This window comes from Staphylococcus sp. HMSC056G08 (assembly GCF_001812305.1).
Classification (GTDB): domain Bacteria; phylum Bacillota; class Bacilli; order Staphylococcales; family Staphylococcaceae; genus Staphylococcus; species Staphylococcus simulans.
This window is the reverse complement of sequence record NZ_KV808503.1, coordinates 63,518-78,892: the sequence shown is the minus strand read 5'-3', so window position 1 is coordinate 78,892 and position 15,375 is coordinate 63,518. Positions and strand designations below refer to the sequence as shown.

Here is a 15,375-nt window from a genome sequence, read left to right as displayed (position 1 = left end):
TAATCGTTGTGGGGATGATCACTGCTGCATTAATGATTAAGAATCCAGAAATCATTAAAAATTTAATAGGGCATATACGTTCACGTAACATGCGCGAGCGGGGAAAGGGTGTAAAATATGAAAGTCAGTTTATTCTCAACTTGTTTAGTTGAAGCTTTCCATACACGCATTGGTGTTGCGACAGTGGAATTGCTTGAAAGACTAGGCTGTGAAGTAGATTATCCGACAGCACAAGTATGCTGCGGACAACCAGCTTACAACTCAGGTTATTTTGATGATGCAAGACAATCAGCTAAACAAATGATTAAAGCATTTAAAGATTCAGATTATGTTGTCGCACCATCTGGTTCTTGTATTACTATGTTTAAACATTATCCAAGTTTATTTGAAAAGGATCCTGTAATGCATAAAGAAGCTATCGCATTGGCAGATAAATCTTATGAGCTTACTCAATTTATCGTTAATGTATTAGGTGTAACAGATGTTGGTGCATCATTAGAAGGTAAAGCAACAATTCATCCATCTTGTCATATCACACGTGTATTAGGCGTTGTGAATGAACCGAAAGAACTATTAAGTCATGTGAAAGGATTAGAATTAGTAGAATTACCTCAGTATTATAACTGCTGTGGTTTCGGTGGTACATTCGCTGTAAAAATGGCTGATGTCTCTAGTGAAATGGTTGATGAAAAAGCACATTGCGTTGATGAAACAGGGGCTGATTACTTAATCGGTGCTGATGCCAGCTGTTTAATGAATATCGAAGGACGTTTAAAACGTATCAATAGTAAAGTAAAAGTACTTCATATTGCGGAAGTGTTGAATCATCAACTTGAAGGGGCGGTGCATTAAGATGGGTATGCGTATCGGAGAAAAAACATTCAAAGAAGCCTTCAAAGTTGAGAAACAAAATAAATTCATGCGTGGTGCAGTAAGTTCTGCACAAGATGGCTTAAGAGTTAAAAAATTAAAAGCACAAGAAGAACTTGGCAACTGGGAAGAATGGCGTCAACTTTCTGCAGAAATTCGTCAACATACATTAGAAAACTTAGATTATTATTTGAATCAGTTATCTGAAAATGTTGCGAAACTTGGCGGTCATGTATACTTCGCAGAAACAAAAGAAGAAGCTTCTAATTATATTGCTGAAGTAGTTAAAAAGAAAAATGCTAAAAAAATCGTGAAGTCAAAATCCATGGTTACTGAAGAAATCAATATGAACCATGTCCTACAAGATACAGGGGCTGAAGTTGTTGAAACTGACTTAGGTGAATATTTACTGCAAATTGATGAAGAAGATCCGCCATCACATATCGTTGCACCTGCATTGCATAAAAACCGCGGTCAAATCCGTCGTGTGTTACATGCGAAAGAAGGCTATGAAGGTACTGATGATCCGACAGAAATGGCACGCTTTGTACGTAAAATTATGCGTGAAAAATTTTTAGCTGCAGAAGTCGGTATTACAGGATGTAACTTTGCGGTTGCTGATAGTGGCAGCTTCTGCTTAGTTACCAATGAAGGTAATGCACGTATGTCTACAACTGTACCTAAAACACAAATCACAGTTATGGGTATGGAACGTATCGTACCATCATTTAAAGAAATGGAAGTTTTAGTCGGTATGTTATCTCGTAGTGCAGTAGGTCAAAAATTACCAAGTTACGTCACTACATTAACAGGTCCTCGTGGTGAAGGTGAAATCGACGGACCAGAAGAATTCCATTTAGTTATCGTAGATAATGGACGTTCAACAATTTTAGGTACACAATTCCAAGAAATCTTACAATGTATCCGTTGTGGTGCATGTATGAACGTATGTCCAGTGTACCGTCATTCAGGCGGCCACAGTTATGGTTCTATTTATCCAGGACCAGTCGGTGCAGTTTTATCACCATTACTCGGCGGTTATGAAGAATATGGTCAATTACCATATGCATCATCACTATGTGCCGCATGTTCTGAAGCATGTCCAGTTAAAATTCCGCTTCACGACTTACTCTTAAAACACCGTCAAGTCGAAGCAGAAGAACTTAAAAAATCAGCATTAGGTGAACGTCTGGTTATGAAAGGTTTCGGTATCGGTACAACTAAACCGCATCTTTTCCAATATAGTATCAAAATGGCAGGACCAGCCCTCAAACCGTTTGCGAATAAAGACGGTTGGGTTGAAAAAGGTCCAAAACCATTACACGCTTGGACACAATCCAGAGATTTCCCAACACCTGAAAAAGAACGTTTCAATCACTGGATGAAAGAACATTTGAAACAGAAAGAGGGTAATCACTAATGACTGGTTCAGTTTCTAATAAAGACAAATTCCTAGCAAATATTCAAAACGCCTTAGAACGTAAAACACCAGAGAAAGTCATCAAACCTGAATGGTCAGTTCAACCACAATACAAAACTTTATCTGACTTATCACAAGATGAATTAGTCGACCACTTAGAACAAGAATGTAAAAACATTCATACTGCATTTGTGAAAACAACTACAGCACAATTGAATGAAACATTGAAAGAAACAATTGAACAGTTTGGCGGCAACCCAGTTGTACGTTTTGATGATCCACGCTTTGATCAATACCACATTGATTTAAGCGCATTTGAAACAACAGTATGGGATGAAGCACGTCCTGAAGAAAGTAAAGCAGCAGCACAAACTGCACAAGTGGGTATTACTTTCAGTGATTATTGTTTAAGTGAAAGCGGCACAATCGTGCTATTCTCAGGCAAAGGACGCGGTCGTGCAGTAAGTTTAATGCCTGAAACTTATATTGCGATTATTCCTAAATCGAATATTGTTCCAAGATTTACTCAAGCAGCAGACGGCTTATTCGATAAAAACCAAGAAGATGCACGTTTCCCATCATGTGTAAACTTCATTACTGGTCCATCTAACTCAGCTGATATCGAAATGAATTTAGTTGTGGGTGTACATGGTCCAGTGAAAGCGGCTTATATTGTTGTAGAAGATATCTAGAAACCATAAATTAATTATATAAAAATGCATAAATCCCCGAACCATACAATTAACAGTATGACTCGGGGATTTCTCTGTATTTAAAAAGACCTAAGCTTTTCCAGGGCTTAGGTCCTTATGCAAATTTTTTATCAGTGTGAGCTGCATCAGCAACCCGTTCGATATTAATCATTTTTATTACCTTATGTAGCATATGTTAAGGTATTATTAACATACTTCTATTATAAAGGGTAACAGACAGCTAGCACAAGCAATAATTAACAGAAAATGTAGATTTAATAGAGAAAATGATAAAAAATATCAAAAGTATAAAAAAGAATGTGAAAAAAACATACATTGATTGAAATTTTGATGATTAAGTTTTGTAAAAAAATTATGGATACTACCACCCTGAACAAAATATTGTTATAATATGCTAGATAACGCTAACATGAATGAATCCATCAAGAAATCAGAGATAAAGATATCGATACATAATAAGGTACGGTTTGAAAAAGTAGCGGAGGTGGACAGTTTCAATGCCATTGTTTTTAGACCCGATTTTTAAAGAAAGAATTTGGGGGAGTCACCATTTATCAAAATATGGTTATTCATTACCTGAATCAGATATTGGAGAAATATGGACGATTTCTGCGCACCCACATGGTGACAGTGTCATTTCAAATGGTCCATTTAAAGGTCAAACACTTAGCTATGTTTGGCAAACACATAAAGAATTATTTGGAGATTTTCCAAGTGCTCAATTTCCATTAATGGTTAAAATGATAGATGCACAAGAAGCGTTGTCGGTACAAGTACATCCAGATACTGCTTATGCCTATGAGCATGAAGACGGAGATTTCGGTAAAAAGGAATGCTGGTACATTATTGAAGCGGATGAAGATGCTGAAATTATCTATGGTTTGAATACAGAGTCTAAAGATGACTTTGTAGAAGCTTTAGATCAAGGTGAACACCAGGATTTATTTAAACATATCCCAGTTCAAGCAGGTGACTTTTTCTTCGTACCTAATGGTATTGTCCATGCGATTGGTAAAGGATTAGTCGTGTATGAAGTAACACAAGCTTCTGATGTCACATATCGTATTTATGATTATGAACGTGTAGATGCACAAGGGCAACCGCGTGATATGCATATCGATAAAGCCAAAGATGTCGTTGAAGTACGTGAAGATAGTCCGAATGTGATACCAGAATCAGAAATTATTGAAAATCATAAACGAACAACATATATTACACATGATGCCTTTACAGTCGTTAAATGGGAAATCACAGGAACATTAAATTATATGAAGCCAAGAGAGTTTTGTTTAGTCACAGTGTTACATGGCGAAGGCCAATTGATTACAGATGGTGATGTTTATGAAATTGCGTCAGGCAGCAGTTTTATACTGACATCTGAGGATTTAGATAACATCTTTGAAGGTGACTTAACAGTTATGATTACGTATGTTTAAAGAAACAGAGGTGTAACAGCATGCGCAAGTTTTTATATATCACTTTAATTTGCGGTATTTTATCAGGTGCAGGGGTCTTTATGAATTTCCCTAAGTATCCAAACTTGATGATTCCAGCTGCGTTTTCAATTTTAGGAATTCTATGTGTATTACTTACTATTCCAGATAAACAAACGAGCAACATGTTGAAGTTAGGCGGATTTTTAATTAATTTCATGCCGTTGATGGCAATTTTACTAATGCCGAGATAATGAGTTTGACTTGTATCAAAGAGAGGCATTTGATATAAATAGCTAGAATGAGATTTGCAATATAGGGTTGAAGCTAACAGCCGCGAAATGCGTATATTGCACTTAAATCAATATATATTTATTAAGAAGGAGCAGTATCAAAATGAGTGAAGAAACAAACTATTTCTGGCTGAACTGCGGTTATAATCGTTGGAATCATAATGAACCTTTAGTAGGTCAGACGACATTGTTTGAATCAGGGGCACAATTCAATCCTACGCAAGGCTTTCGAGCATTTAAAAAAGCAAAACCAGGTGATAAAGTCATCTTTTATCAAGTTCAAACAGATGCTGGTTTGCTTGGAAGCGGTGAAATCATCAGTGTCCAAACAGGTGCACAACACAAAATCCGCGTACAATTTCGTTTAACTGAAGCTTTGAAACCATTAACTGCAGATTACTTAAAACGCAGTGAACAGTTAGAATTTCGTATCAATAACATGAAAGAAACATTGTTCAATCAAATCGCTAAAGAAGAATTTGAATTAATTGAACAACTTGGTAAAGGGACTACACAAGTGCCGAGATACTTCTTCTTAGCTGAAACCAAAGACTTTGAACCGGGTGAAACGTATACATTATTTACACATACGTTCAACGGGATTAAACGTAACGGCTATCATTACTACACGCAACTTGAAATTGGCGATAAACTTGTTTTTTATAACCGTAATGCGGATCATTCTGTGGTAGGTTTAGGTGAAGTAACACAACATATTCGTGAGTTGCCGCCAATTCAAGGACGTACAAATAGTACCGCAATTGAAGTCCGCTATGATGAAGATATCAATTCGGTAAATTTAGCGACGTTAAATAAACATCCAAGATTAAAGAACTTGTACTACTTACAAGAAAATGCCAAACAGGCCATCGCAAGTATGTCTCAAGCACAATTCGATGCGATTCTTGAAATGAGTCGTAATGATAGTGTGAAACCACAATTTGAAGCCATCAAAAAAGATGATGCTGTAGCACAAACAGAAGATGAAATTAAACCATTTATTTTATTAGTGATTCAAGATAAAGATCGTGCAGAAGGCTTAAAAGCTGCAGAGAATCTACTACAAAAAACCAATGCAAAACCTGTTATTACCACAGGACATCCTGACTTCTCTGAAGATATGTTATACGGAAAGTATTTACCAAATGAAGCAGGAGCGCTTTATTACAGAGAAGGTTTCATTACAGAATTGATGCCGAGAACAGATCGCAGTTATTTAGTCATTGATAACTTCAATCGTATTGATCCAGATATTTTCCAAACGTATATCAATGTGTTAGAAGGCTATGAAGTGACATTGCCACGTTATAATCGAGATGGTTCTATGATCAGATGGTCACGTGATAAAGATTCTTTCTATCACTTTAATCCAAACTGGCATATCATCGGTGTCACATATGATGATTTAGAAACGATTAAACAAAAATACTCAGAACAATTCTTAAAATATGCACGAATTGTCAAAGTAAATCACGACTAATATAGATATGAGTCTTAGAGGGTTACGTCCCATCTAAGACTTTTTTTAATGAAAAATTAATGGTAATTCTAAACGGGTATATTAAATAATAGATGAAAGACTGAACGAGAAAGGAGTAATAGAATGCCGATTATTTATTATGATGCAAACTGTGTGTATTGCTATAACTATGCAATATGGTTAATTAGACACGGTTTATCTAAAAGTTATGAGTTTGCGACATTAAAAGGTACTGCAGGCCAAGAATTAGAACGCAGACATCCAGGTATATTAAAAATGAATACTGTCGTACTGCAAGAAGGGGAACATCTTTATTTCAAATCTACAGCTATCGCAAAACTGTTGATGTCATTAACAGAAGAAAAATGGATAGGTGTCCTATTAACACTTGTACCGAAACCATTGCGTAACTTCGGTTATGATTTATTTGCGAATAATCGAGATAAGATGTGGCATGCAGAATGGCAAGAACCTACTGATTATGAACGCTCATTCTTTATTGAATTGCCTAAGAATATTTAATTGAGAATGAAAATAAAATGAACTACTTGTTTATAATGGACAAGCATTAAATGTCACATCCTTTTAAATGGCTTAGTAATAAGTGTTATTAATGTGTTAAAAGCTTCCAAGCAGGGTAAAGTAATAGAGAAAGCAGATACAACATCTTAGAACTCTAGTTTATAATAATTTTAAATTAGAGGAGATATAGCTTTACAGATTAGAATGATTATAATATAATAATCATTACAAAGAGAGAAAACGACAACTTAAAGGAGCGATTATTTTTATGGCAAATAAACAAGATGTAGTAAATGTATTAAACGAACAAGTAGCAAACTGGACAGTATTATATACAAAAATTCACAACTTCCATTGGTTTGTGAAAGGTCCTCATTTCTTCTCATTACACGTTAAATTTGAAGAATTATATAACGAAGCAAGTGAACACATTGATGAATTAGCAGAACGTATCTTAGCAATCGGCGGCAGCCCAGTTGCGACATTGAAAAATAGCTTAGATGTAGCAATTGTAGATGAAGCAGAATCAGAAAAAACTGCTGAAGATATGGTTCAATCAATTTCTAAAGACTTCACTAACATTTCTGAACAACTTGCTAAAGCAGTAGAAGTTGCAGGAGATGCAGAAGATGATGTATCTCAAGATATGTTAATCGCATTACAAACATCAGTTGATAAACACAACTGGATGTTCCAATCATTCCTAGGCAAATAAGCACCAATCAAATAACTTATAATGATAAAACCAAGCCGTGGTCAAGAAGAACCATGGCTTGGTTTTTCTTTTGTGAAAGTATTTTAAAGTTTCATAAAAGGATGTTGAAAAATATATTATGCGTTCTATAATATAGATGTGAAAGTTGATGAGGTGATAACGGGATGAATAAATTAATTGCGGGTACTTTGGCTGCTAGTTTATTATTAACAGCTTGCGGCAGTACATCAGAACAAAACGACAACAAGGAGAACAAGCAATCAGCACAACAAGACACTAAAAAAGCACCACAACCTAAACAACAACATCAAGTGAACAAGAAAAATGGTGTGACAACTGTTGATGGTTTAATGTTAGTGAATAAAAAGGTATCGATTTCAAAACACTATAATCGTGGAGAAAATCAAACAGCGAGACAACATTTAAATGAAATGATGCAAGATGCGAAAAAAGAAGGATTAAATATTGTCTATCGCAGCGGATTCAGATCTTATCAAGAACAAGTCGGACTTTATAATAGTTATGTGGCTCGTGATGGTCAGAAAGCCGCTGATAAATATAGTGCTAGACCTGGCTTTTCTGAACATCAAACAGGCTTAGCTTTCGATGTGGGCACACCACCAGGAAATAAAGATTTCTTAGAAGCATATGGTGAAACACCTGAAGGTAAATGGCTTGCTGAACATGCGCATGAATATGGTTTTATTCTTCGATATCCGAAAGGTAAAGAACATATTACAGGTTATCAATATGAACCTTGGCATTTCAGATATGTCGGCCTTAAACATGCGAAAGACATCCATAATCAACATCAGACATTAGAAGAATATCTAGATTATGGTTATGATAAGAAATAATATTAAATGAAATTATAAAAAAAGGCGAAGCTGAGTTGAGCTTCGCCTTAAAATATATTGAATAGATTATGCGATTTCTAACGCAATTTCCATCATTTGTGTAAATGAGTTTTGACGTTCTTCAGGTGTTGTAGCTTCATCACGTAAGATGTGGTCACTTACTGTGAAGATACCTAATGCTTTTTTACCTGCATAAGTTGCGTTTAAGTATAAACCTGCAGATTCCATTTCAATACCTAAAATACCCATACGTTGCCATTGTTGGTTGAATGTTGAGTCAGCGTTATAGAACGTATCAGAAGAAAGGATATTACCAACATGAGTCGTTGCGCCGACTTTGTCTGCAACATTTTTAGCTTCGACCATTAAATCAAAGTCAGCTAATGGTGCGAAATGACCAGGAATGTTGTATTGATCTACATAGTTAGAGTTTGTAGAAGCACCTTGTGCAATAATAATATCGTAAAGATTTACGTCTTCTTGTAATGCACCACATGAACCGATACGAATAATTGTATCTACATCAAACGTGTTATAAAGCTCATATGAATAGATACCAATACTTGGAATCCCCATACCTGAACCCATTACTGAAACTTCTTTACCTTTATATGTGCCTGTATAACCGAACATATTACGAACTTCGTTAAATTGTACGACATCTTCTAAATAATTATCTGCGATATATTTTGCGCGCAGCGGGTCACCTGGCATTAAAACTGTTTTCGCGATTTTAGCACCATTTGGTTGAATATGCGGTGTACCTTGAGTCATATTTATCTGCTCCTTTAATAAAAAATAAGTTAAGTTAAAGATAACACGCAAGCCTATAATTTGCGAGAATTACTATACACAGTTGGGCTTATTTAATGACAATTCAGGTATGATTTCATTAAAAAGGTGAAATTGAAACAAGTTGAACATCTCTTATATTTTAGCGAGTTAAAATATTTGGTAAAATGATAATTGAATACGTTATATTATATGTGAAAGTAAACAACCAAATTGGAGGATGTATACAAATGAATTATGCGAAGTATATTGATCATACTTTATTAAAACCAGATACTACTTTAGAACAAATTGATAAGTTGATTGAAGAAGCAAAGGAATATCAATTTAAATCTGTATGTATCAACCCGACTTACGTGAAACATGCGGCAGAAGCATTAGCAGATTCTGACGTACTAGTATGTACAGTCGTCGGATTCCCATTAGGCGCAAATACAACAGCGACAAAAGCATTTGAAGTAGAAGATGCAGTGAAAAATGGTGCAGATGAATTAGATATGGTTATTAATATCGGTGCATTAAAAGACAAACGCTATGATGAGGTACAACAAGATATTGAAGCGGTTGTTAAAGCTGCTGATGGTCGTACCGTTAAAGTGATTATCGAAACAGTGTTACTGACAGATGAAGAAAAACGTAAAGCATCTGAATTAAGTAAAGCAGCAGGTGCACACTTTGTGAAAACTTCTACTGGCTTTGCTGGCGGCGGCGCGACAGTTGAAGATGTAAAATTAATGAAAGAAGTCGTTGGCGACACATTAGAAGTCAAAGCTTCAGGCGGCGTTCGTAACTTAGAAGACTTCAAAGCTATGCTAGATGCAGGCGCAACTCGTGTAGGCGCAAGTGCTGGTGTACAAATTATTCAAGGATTAGAATCAGATTCTGATTATTAAATGAATAAGTGGTTAAATCTATGAAAGGGGCCGGGACATAATTGTTCTGGAATCTGATAAAAAGAACGACTTTCACATATAAAATGAAAATCGTTCTTTTTTATTTTGTTCAAGAAATTTTCAGCTCGTAGAGCTGCTAATTTCCTAATATTCACGGCCGTACATGCTATGCCAACTTTTGTTTCAACTTTTCGAATACCCCTTACATACATTCGAGTGAAACCCCAATTAGCCTTTAGCTTACAAAAAAGTTACAACATCAATTTTTCTTCTTTTATAAATTGATGAAGTTTTTGGATCTGAAAGCTTTTCTCTTTTGAAATGTTTATAGTATTCCCAAACCATATTTCCTCTGATTGTTTTTTAAGGTATCAAGTTTGGTTTTTGGATTCATACACTCATCTCTAAGTGGACAACTCACACAGTCATAACATTTGTACTCTTTAAATTGGCATTGATATCCATACTTATCGTTTCGAAATCTATATCCAGAAAAGAATAAAAGCCTATCATGAGGACAAATATATCTGTCATCTTTCTCATCATATTCCAAATTTAATGAGTTATAAGTATTGTGTTTATGCTTTCTTTTCTGTTCTTTTAAAAACATGCCGTACGGCATCAAAGACGTTCTATTAAATACATCTATTATCATTCCATAATTACTTTCACTGCCATATCCTGCATCACATACAATATTTTCTGGTAAGTCACCATTTATTTCTTGAATTCTATATAAAAACCTTTCTAAGGTTCTTGTATCTGTTGGATTCTGATAGACACCAAACGCTAATGCAAATTGATTATTGGCTCCCACTTGAATATTATATGCAGCTTTTAATTGACCATTTCTCATATGATTATCTTTCATTCTCATAAAAGTTGCATCGTGATCTATTTTGGAATAACTATTTCTACTACCTAAAATTCGTTTTTGTTCTTCGTATTTCACATTTTTCTCTTTACACTCACTTACTACCTTTTTATATTTTTTCAAAAGCGTACGTTTTGAACGAATTATTTTTCTTTTTCCAGTATCCTTACTAGCATCAATTTCTTCAGTTAATGCATCAATTTTTTGAATTAAGCAATCTTCGATTGCCTGTAAATCATGGACTTGTAGTTCTTCAGATAATTCCTCTTTTAAACTCGATAAAAGTTCATTTACCATTAAGTCGTCGTATACTTCTTTCGATTTCTTTATATTAGCTTTACTATACCGTTCTGTGTTGGCCTTCCAAACAAAAGTATATTTATTTGCATCAGCTTCAATTTTTGTGCCATCGATGTAAACAGCATCTTCATCTATATAATTGTTAGTCACTAAAAACTCTCTGAATTCTGTAAAACATTCTTTGATTAATTCATTGGTTTTAGGATTAGAACGGAAACGATTAATAGTTTTATAACTAGGTGTCTGTTCTTGAGCTAACCACATAAACCTAATGCTGTCCTTTAAAGCAAATTCAATTTTCCGACCGGAAAATATCGAATTACTACATGCGTATAGAATTATTTTAAGCATCATACGTGAATTATAAGATTAAGCACCTCTACGATTTTGATATCTAATAAATCTATCTTCAGAAATCCCTTCTACAATTTCATTAACAATTAATGCTGTGTCATTTTTAGGAAAATTAAAGTCAGTCGTTAGTGGCAGTGAGAGTTGAGACATGTTATAATTTTTATACATAAAGTTCCTCCAATGATTGGGTTTGTGGTTATTCTCTAATTATACGTGAGGGCTTTATTTTTTTAAAATAATATGAGTATTTTATATAAAAAGCCGAGGGAAATCATTAAAAATTCTCCTTGGCTTTTATTTGAGACTGGATTTATGTCCCAGCCCCTTTTTATTTTGTACGTGGCAATCATTGAATTTAAGAATGTTTTATTATGAAATGTTCTTATTTATAATTGCGCAGAACATAAATAAGTGGTAATCTTTAAGTGGTTATTATTAATAGGAAGCAATAGAATGGACATCAATGAAAAAAGTTATTAAACACTAAAGTGCTTATTTTAACGTCAACACTTGCCGCAGGTGGAGTTTTTCTTTCCAATTACAATAATGACGCATATGCAGCAGAAGAAATTAATCAAGAAAACCAAGTTAATTATGGAGAATTGCTTATAAATAACGAGGTGAAAATTGATTCGAAATTACAAACAACTAATGATACTGTAACTGAAAATCAAGTTTCAAAAGCAAAAGTTGATTCAGTTGAAAGCAATCAGAATATATCAAAAAACAACAATTTAAATGAATCAAGTGCTATGATAGATAGTCAATTGCAAAACAACATTCAATTTGTTAATCCTGAAAAGAAATATTTTGAATCGTATTTAGATAAAAATACAGTTTCTCAACGAGAATATAAAAATAGTTTTCATACAAGAAGTAATCTTAACTTTGTTGAAAGTACTCCTCGATATACTACAAGAAGTATGGAACCCTATGCATCAGCTCAATGGCTTACGAAATATCAATTGACTGCTGGATATGGACATTATAATTTAAACATAAATAATGGCATGCATTATGGGGCTGATTTTGCAATGCCTATTGGGACTCCAGTAAGAGCAATTACAGGTGGTAAAATTATTGAAGCTGGTTGGAGCCCTTATGGTGGCGGTAATCAAATTGGTGTAAAAGAGCCCGATGGTTCCCATTACCAATGGTATATGCACTTAAGTCAATTAAATGTTAGGGTCGGAGATTATATCTCAACTGGACAAATTATAGGAAAATCAGGTAGTACAGGATTCTCAACAGGTCCACACTTGCATTTCCAAAGAATGGTTGGTGGGTTAGGTAATAATTATGCACAAAATCCAATACCATTTTTAAAACAATATGGATATGGTAGTAATACTTCTGGTTATACTCCGCCGGTTAATCGCGTACAAGCACCATCAACTAACAGTACTTATAAAGTTGATGGCAAAGGTACTTATTACAAAGCAGAATCAGCATCATTTACAGCAAACTATGATATTAAAACTCGATTGAATGGGCCATTTAGAAGTAACCCACAATCAGGTGTGTTACATCCTGGTCAAACAATTAAGTATGATACAGTCATGAAACAAGATGGACATGTATGGGTTGTATATACTGGATATTCAGGAAAACGAATATATTTACCAGTTAGAACATGGGATAAAAATTCTAATACATTAGGCCCGTTATGGGGAATTATTAATTAAGGTATATGATAATAGAACTGGAATATTTACATTTCAGTTCTATTATTGTGTATAAAACACCGAAGGAGATGCAACATGTACTTCACAAATTTATCTGAAACAGAGTTTGATAATTATACAAAACAACATTTTTCACATTATACACAGTCAGCGAAACATTATCATAATCGCAATAAGGCACAACATGATGTGCACCTAGTAGGAGTTAAAGATGAAAATAATGAAGTTATTGCGGCGTGTTTACTAACAGAAGCGAGAAGTTTGCGCTTCTTTAAATACTTCTATACACATCGCGGACCTGTCATGGATTATAAGAATATTAAACTTGTGGAATATTTCTTTGCGTCTTTGACACTTTATTTAAGAAAACACAAAGGGTTATATGTACTTGTCGATCCGTATATTTTGGAAAATATCAGAGAACCTGATGGTGAAATCATTGAACAATTTGATAATCATCAGTTGATTCAAACATTGGAAAAGTTAGGTTACAAACATCAAGGCTATTCCACTGGTTATTCTTCTATGAGTCAAATCAGATGGTTGTCTGTGTTAGATTTAAAAGGAAAATCAGAAACGCAGTTACTCAATGAAATGGACTATCAAACAAGACGTAATATTAAAAAGACTTATGAAATGGGTGTACAAGTCCGTACACTTTCTATTGATGAAACACCTTTATTCTTCGAATTGTTTAAAATGGCAGAAGAGAAACACGGTTTCACATTTAGAGGTTTGGATTATTTTAAACAAATGCAAAAGGTTTATGGTCATCGTGGTTTCTTAAAATTAGCATATGTCGATTTGCATACGTACTTAAAAGAGTTGAAAGAGAAACACGCACAATTACAAAGTGATTTAGATGAAGTGAATGAGAAGTTGAAAGAAAGTCCGAACTCTAAGAAATCAAAAAGCAGAGCTAATCAACTGCAGCAACAATTTAATAGTAACGAACGTAAAATCAAAGAAACACAAGCGATGATAGAAAAAGATGGCAACATCTTAAACTTAGCAGCTGCGCTTTATCTTTATAATGAGCACGAAGTTTACTATCTCTCTAGTGGTTCGAATCCTCAATATAATGCGTTTATGGGCGCATACCGTTTACAATGGGAAATGATTAAATTTGCGAAGAAGAAAGGTATTGACCGTTATAATTTCTACGGTATTACAGGAGATTTCTCTGATAATGCAGAAGACTATGGTGTACAAAAATTCAAAGAAGGATTTAATGCACACGTAGAAGAGTATATTGGAGATTTTATTAAACCGCTTCGCCCAATGCTCTACAAACTCTCATTATTATTAGACAAACTAAAAAACAGAGAATAGATGAAAGCAATCTATTCATAATTTTAATAGCAAACAAAAAGAAGCCCCGTCTCAAATCAATTTTTGATTTGAAGCGGGGCTTCACATACTATTAACGCATCAAATGACCAGGATTAGTCTTCGCTGAAGATTTTATCCCATTGGTCACGTTTTTCTAACATTTCTTGTGCAATTTCATGTGCACCTTCTAATGAGTGGCTTGCTGCCCAACCGCATTGTACCTCATTACAAGCAGGGACCTCTTTAGCCGCAACAACATCTTTCAATGTTGCTTCAATGATGTTTAATACATCTTCGTAGTCATCATGGTTGATGAATGATACATAGAAACCAGTTTGGCAACCCATTGGACTTAAGTCTACGACTTTGTCTGTGTGGTTACGGATGTTTTCAGCCATTAAGTGTTCTAATGAATGTAAACCAGGCATTTTCATGTGTTCTTTGTTTGGTTGTTTGAAACGAATATCGTATTTCTTAATTACATCTCCGTTTTGACCTTCTTTTGTACCTGCTAAGCGCACAAATGGTGCAACAACTTTAGTATGATCTAAATTGAAACTTTCAACGTTCATTTTAGGCATAAAACTAAACCTCCTTTAGTTCTTCATGTCTTATTGTAACAAGGCTAAGCAGCATTTACAATTTTACCGAATACACTTTCAATGAAAAGTTTATCAGTTTACTCGGGATAAATTTGTTGAAAATTAAGAAAAAGGATGACAAAGTCATGAAAAACCTTTAAAATGTTTAGTAATCAATTTTACTGATAAAGATATAAAAGGGGATGAGAACGCAAGGTAAAAGCGTTCCAAATCGTGTTAAAACGACCTTAAAGACACATA

At 34.5% G+C, this 15,375-nt stretch carries 14 protein-coding genes and 1 pseudogene; 12 read left to right on the top strand and 3 right to left on the bottom strand.

Annotation, left to right across the window (positions count from 1 at the left end):
- Window positions 1-117 precede the first annotated feature (117 nt).
- The 9 genes from HMPREF2846_RS09440 to HMPREF2846_RS09400 all read left to right on the top strand — a co-directional run bounded on the left by HMPREF2846_RS09440 (window position 118) and on the right by HMPREF2846_RS09400 (window position 8,303).
- A complete protein-coding gene (locus HMPREF2846_RS09440; RefSeq protein ID WP_023016321.1) occupies window positions 118-852 on the top strand; it encodes a (Fe-S)-binding protein in 735 nt (244 codons plus the stop codon).
- A gap of 1 nt (window position 853) precedes the next feature.
- On the top strand, window positions 854-2,290 hold the full coding sequence (locus tag HMPREF2846_RS09435) for a LutB/LldF family L-lactate oxidation iron-sulfur protein (protein ID WP_023016320.1): 1,437 nt from the start codon (window positions 854-856) through the stop codon (window positions 2,288-2,290).
- The gene (locus HMPREF2846_RS09430; protein ID WP_023016319.1) at window positions 2,290-2,982 is read left to right on the top strand and encodes a LutC/YkgG family protein; all 693 of its coding nucleotides are present in this window, start codon (window positions 2,290-2,292) and stop codon (window positions 2,980-2,982) included. Before HMPREF2846_RS09435 ends, HMPREF2846_RS09430 begins: the two co-directional genes overlap by 1 nt.
- Window positions 2,983-3,500: 518 nt before the next feature.
- Window positions 3,501-4,439: a mannose-6-phosphate isomerase, class I gene (manA, locus tag HMPREF2846_RS09425; RefSeq protein ID WP_057510761.1), complete on the top strand. Its 939-nt coding sequence runs from the start codon at window positions 3,501-3,503 to the stop codon at window positions 4,437-4,439.
- A gap of 20 nt (window positions 4,440-4,459) precedes the next feature.
- A complete protein-coding gene (locus tag HMPREF2846_RS09420; RefSeq protein WP_002481822.1) occupies window positions 4,460-4,690 on the top strand; it encodes a hypothetical protein in 231 nt (76 codons plus the stop codon).
- A gap of 142 nt (window positions 4,691-4,832) precedes the next feature.
- Window positions 4,833-6,209 carry an EVE domain-containing protein gene (locus HMPREF2846_RS09415; RefSeq protein WP_070626507.1) on the top strand — a complete coding sequence of 459 codons (1,377 nt, stop codon included), beginning with the start codon at window positions 4,833-4,835 and terminating at the stop codon, window positions 6,207-6,209.
- A 123-nt stretch (window positions 6,210-6,332) separates the two neighbouring features.
- Complete coding sequence (locus tag HMPREF2846_RS09410; RefSeq protein ID WP_023016315.1) at window positions 6,333-6,731, top strand: thiol-disulfide oxidoreductase DCC family protein; 399 nt, start codon at window positions 6,333-6,335, stop codon at window positions 6,729-6,731.
- A gap of 268 nt (window positions 6,732-6,999) precedes the next feature.
- Window positions 7,000-7,446 (top strand): Dps family protein, encoded by a 447-nt coding sequence (locus tag HMPREF2846_RS09405; RefSeq protein ID WP_002481819.1) that lies wholly within the window; start codon window positions 7,000-7,002, stop codon window positions 7,444-7,446.
- Window positions 7,447-7,610: 164 nt separating this feature from the next.
- Entirely contained in the window at window positions 7,611-8,303 is a 693-nt protein-coding gene (locus tag HMPREF2846_RS09400; protein ID WP_002481818.1) for a D-Ala-D-Ala carboxypeptidase VanY, read from the top strand.
- A 66-nt stretch (window positions 8,304-8,369) separates the two neighbouring features.
- On the opposite strand, the gene deoD is transcribed toward HMPREF2846_RS09400, so the two are convergent.
- Window positions 8,370-9,077 (bottom strand): purine-nucleoside phosphorylase, encoded by a 708-nt coding sequence (gene deoD, locus HMPREF2846_RS09395; RefSeq protein ID WP_002481817.1) that lies wholly within the window; start codon window positions 9,075-9,077, stop codon window positions 8,370-8,372.
- Between the two features lie 248 nt (window positions 9,078-9,325).
- Here deoD and deoC point away from each other — a divergent pair, with 248 nt between their 5' ends.
- A complete protein-coding gene (deoC, locus tag HMPREF2846_RS09390; RefSeq protein ID WP_060804032.1) occupies window positions 9,326-9,988 on the top strand; it encodes a deoxyribose-phosphate aldolase in 663 nt (220 codons plus the stop codon).
- Here deoC and HMPREF2846_RS09380 read toward each other — a convergent pair.
- Window positions 9,985-11,684: pseudogene (locus HMPREF2846_RS09380) on the bottom strand (IS1182 family transposase). The gene deoC and the pseudogene HMPREF2846_RS09380 overlap by 4 nt on opposite strands.
- 320 nt (window positions 11,685-12,004) lie before the next feature.
- Between HMPREF2846_RS09380 and HMPREF2846_RS14870 the strand changes: the two are divergent.
- Window positions 12,005-13,201, top strand: coding sequence for a peptidoglycan DD-metalloendopeptidase family protein (locus tag HMPREF2846_RS14870; RefSeq protein ID WP_070626505.1), 1,197 nt, complete (start codon window positions 12,005-12,007; stop codon window positions 13,199-13,201).
- A gap of 75 nt (window positions 13,202-13,276) precedes the next feature.
- Window positions 13,277-14,533: an aminoacyltransferase gene (locus HMPREF2846_RS09370; RefSeq protein ID WP_060804036.1), complete on the top strand. Its 1,257-nt coding sequence runs from the start codon at window positions 13,277-13,279 to the stop codon at window positions 14,531-14,533.
- Between the two features lie 113 nt (window positions 14,534-14,646).
- On the opposite strand, the gene HMPREF2846_RS09365 is transcribed toward HMPREF2846_RS09370, so the two are convergent.
- Window positions 14,647-15,114: an S-ribosylhomocysteine lyase gene (locus HMPREF2846_RS09365; protein WP_002481814.1), complete on the bottom strand. Its 468-nt coding sequence runs from the start codon at window positions 15,112-15,114 to the stop codon at window positions 14,647-14,649.
- Window positions 15,115-15,375: the final 261 nt, after the last annotated feature.

Coding starts and splice junctions, on each gene's coding strand:
- HMPREF2846_RS09440 (WP_023016321.1), top strand. CDS start 118: ATGAAAGTCAGTTTATTCTCAACTTGTTTAGTTGAAGCTTTCCATACA.
- HMPREF2846_RS09435 (WP_023016320.1), top strand. CDS start 854: ATGGGTATGCGTATCGGAGAAAAAACATTCAAAGAAGCCTTCAAAGTT.
- HMPREF2846_RS09430 (WP_023016319.1), top strand. CDS start 2,290: ATGACTGGTTCAGTTTCTAATAAAGACAAATTCCTAGCAAATATTCAA.
- manA (WP_057510761.1), top strand. CDS start 3,501: ATGCCATTGTTTTTAGACCCGATTTTTAAAGAAAGAATTTGGGGGAGT.
- HMPREF2846_RS09420 (WP_002481822.1), top strand. CDS start 4,460: ATGCGCAAGTTTTTATATATCACTTTAATTTGCGGTATTTTATCAGGT.
- HMPREF2846_RS09415 (WP_070626507.1), top strand. CDS start 4,833: ATGAGTGAAGAAACAAACTATTTCTGGCTGAACTGCGGTTATAATCGT.
- HMPREF2846_RS09410 (WP_023016315.1), top strand. CDS start 6,333: ATGCCGATTATTTATTATGATGCAAACTGTGTGTATTGCTATAACTAT.
- HMPREF2846_RS09405 (WP_002481819.1), top strand. CDS start 7,000: ATGGCAAATAAACAAGATGTAGTAAATGTATTAAACGAACAAGTAGCA.
- HMPREF2846_RS09400 (WP_002481818.1), top strand. CDS start 7,611: ATGAATAAATTAATTGCGGGTACTTTGGCTGCTAGTTTATTATTAACA.
- deoD (WP_002481817.1), bottom strand. CDS start 9,077: ATGACTCAAGGTACACCGCATATTCAACCAAATGGTGCTAAAATCGCG.
- deoC (WP_060804032.1), top strand. CDS start 9,326: ATGAATTATGCGAAGTATATTGATCATACTTTATTAAAACCAGATACT.
- HMPREF2846_RS09370 (WP_060804036.1), top strand. CDS start 13,277: ATGTACTTCACAAATTTATCTGAAACAGAGTTTGATAATTATACAAAA.
- HMPREF2846_RS09365 (WP_002481814.1), bottom strand. CDS start 15,114: ATGCCTAAAATGAACGTTGAAAGTTTCAATTTAGATCATACTAAAGTT.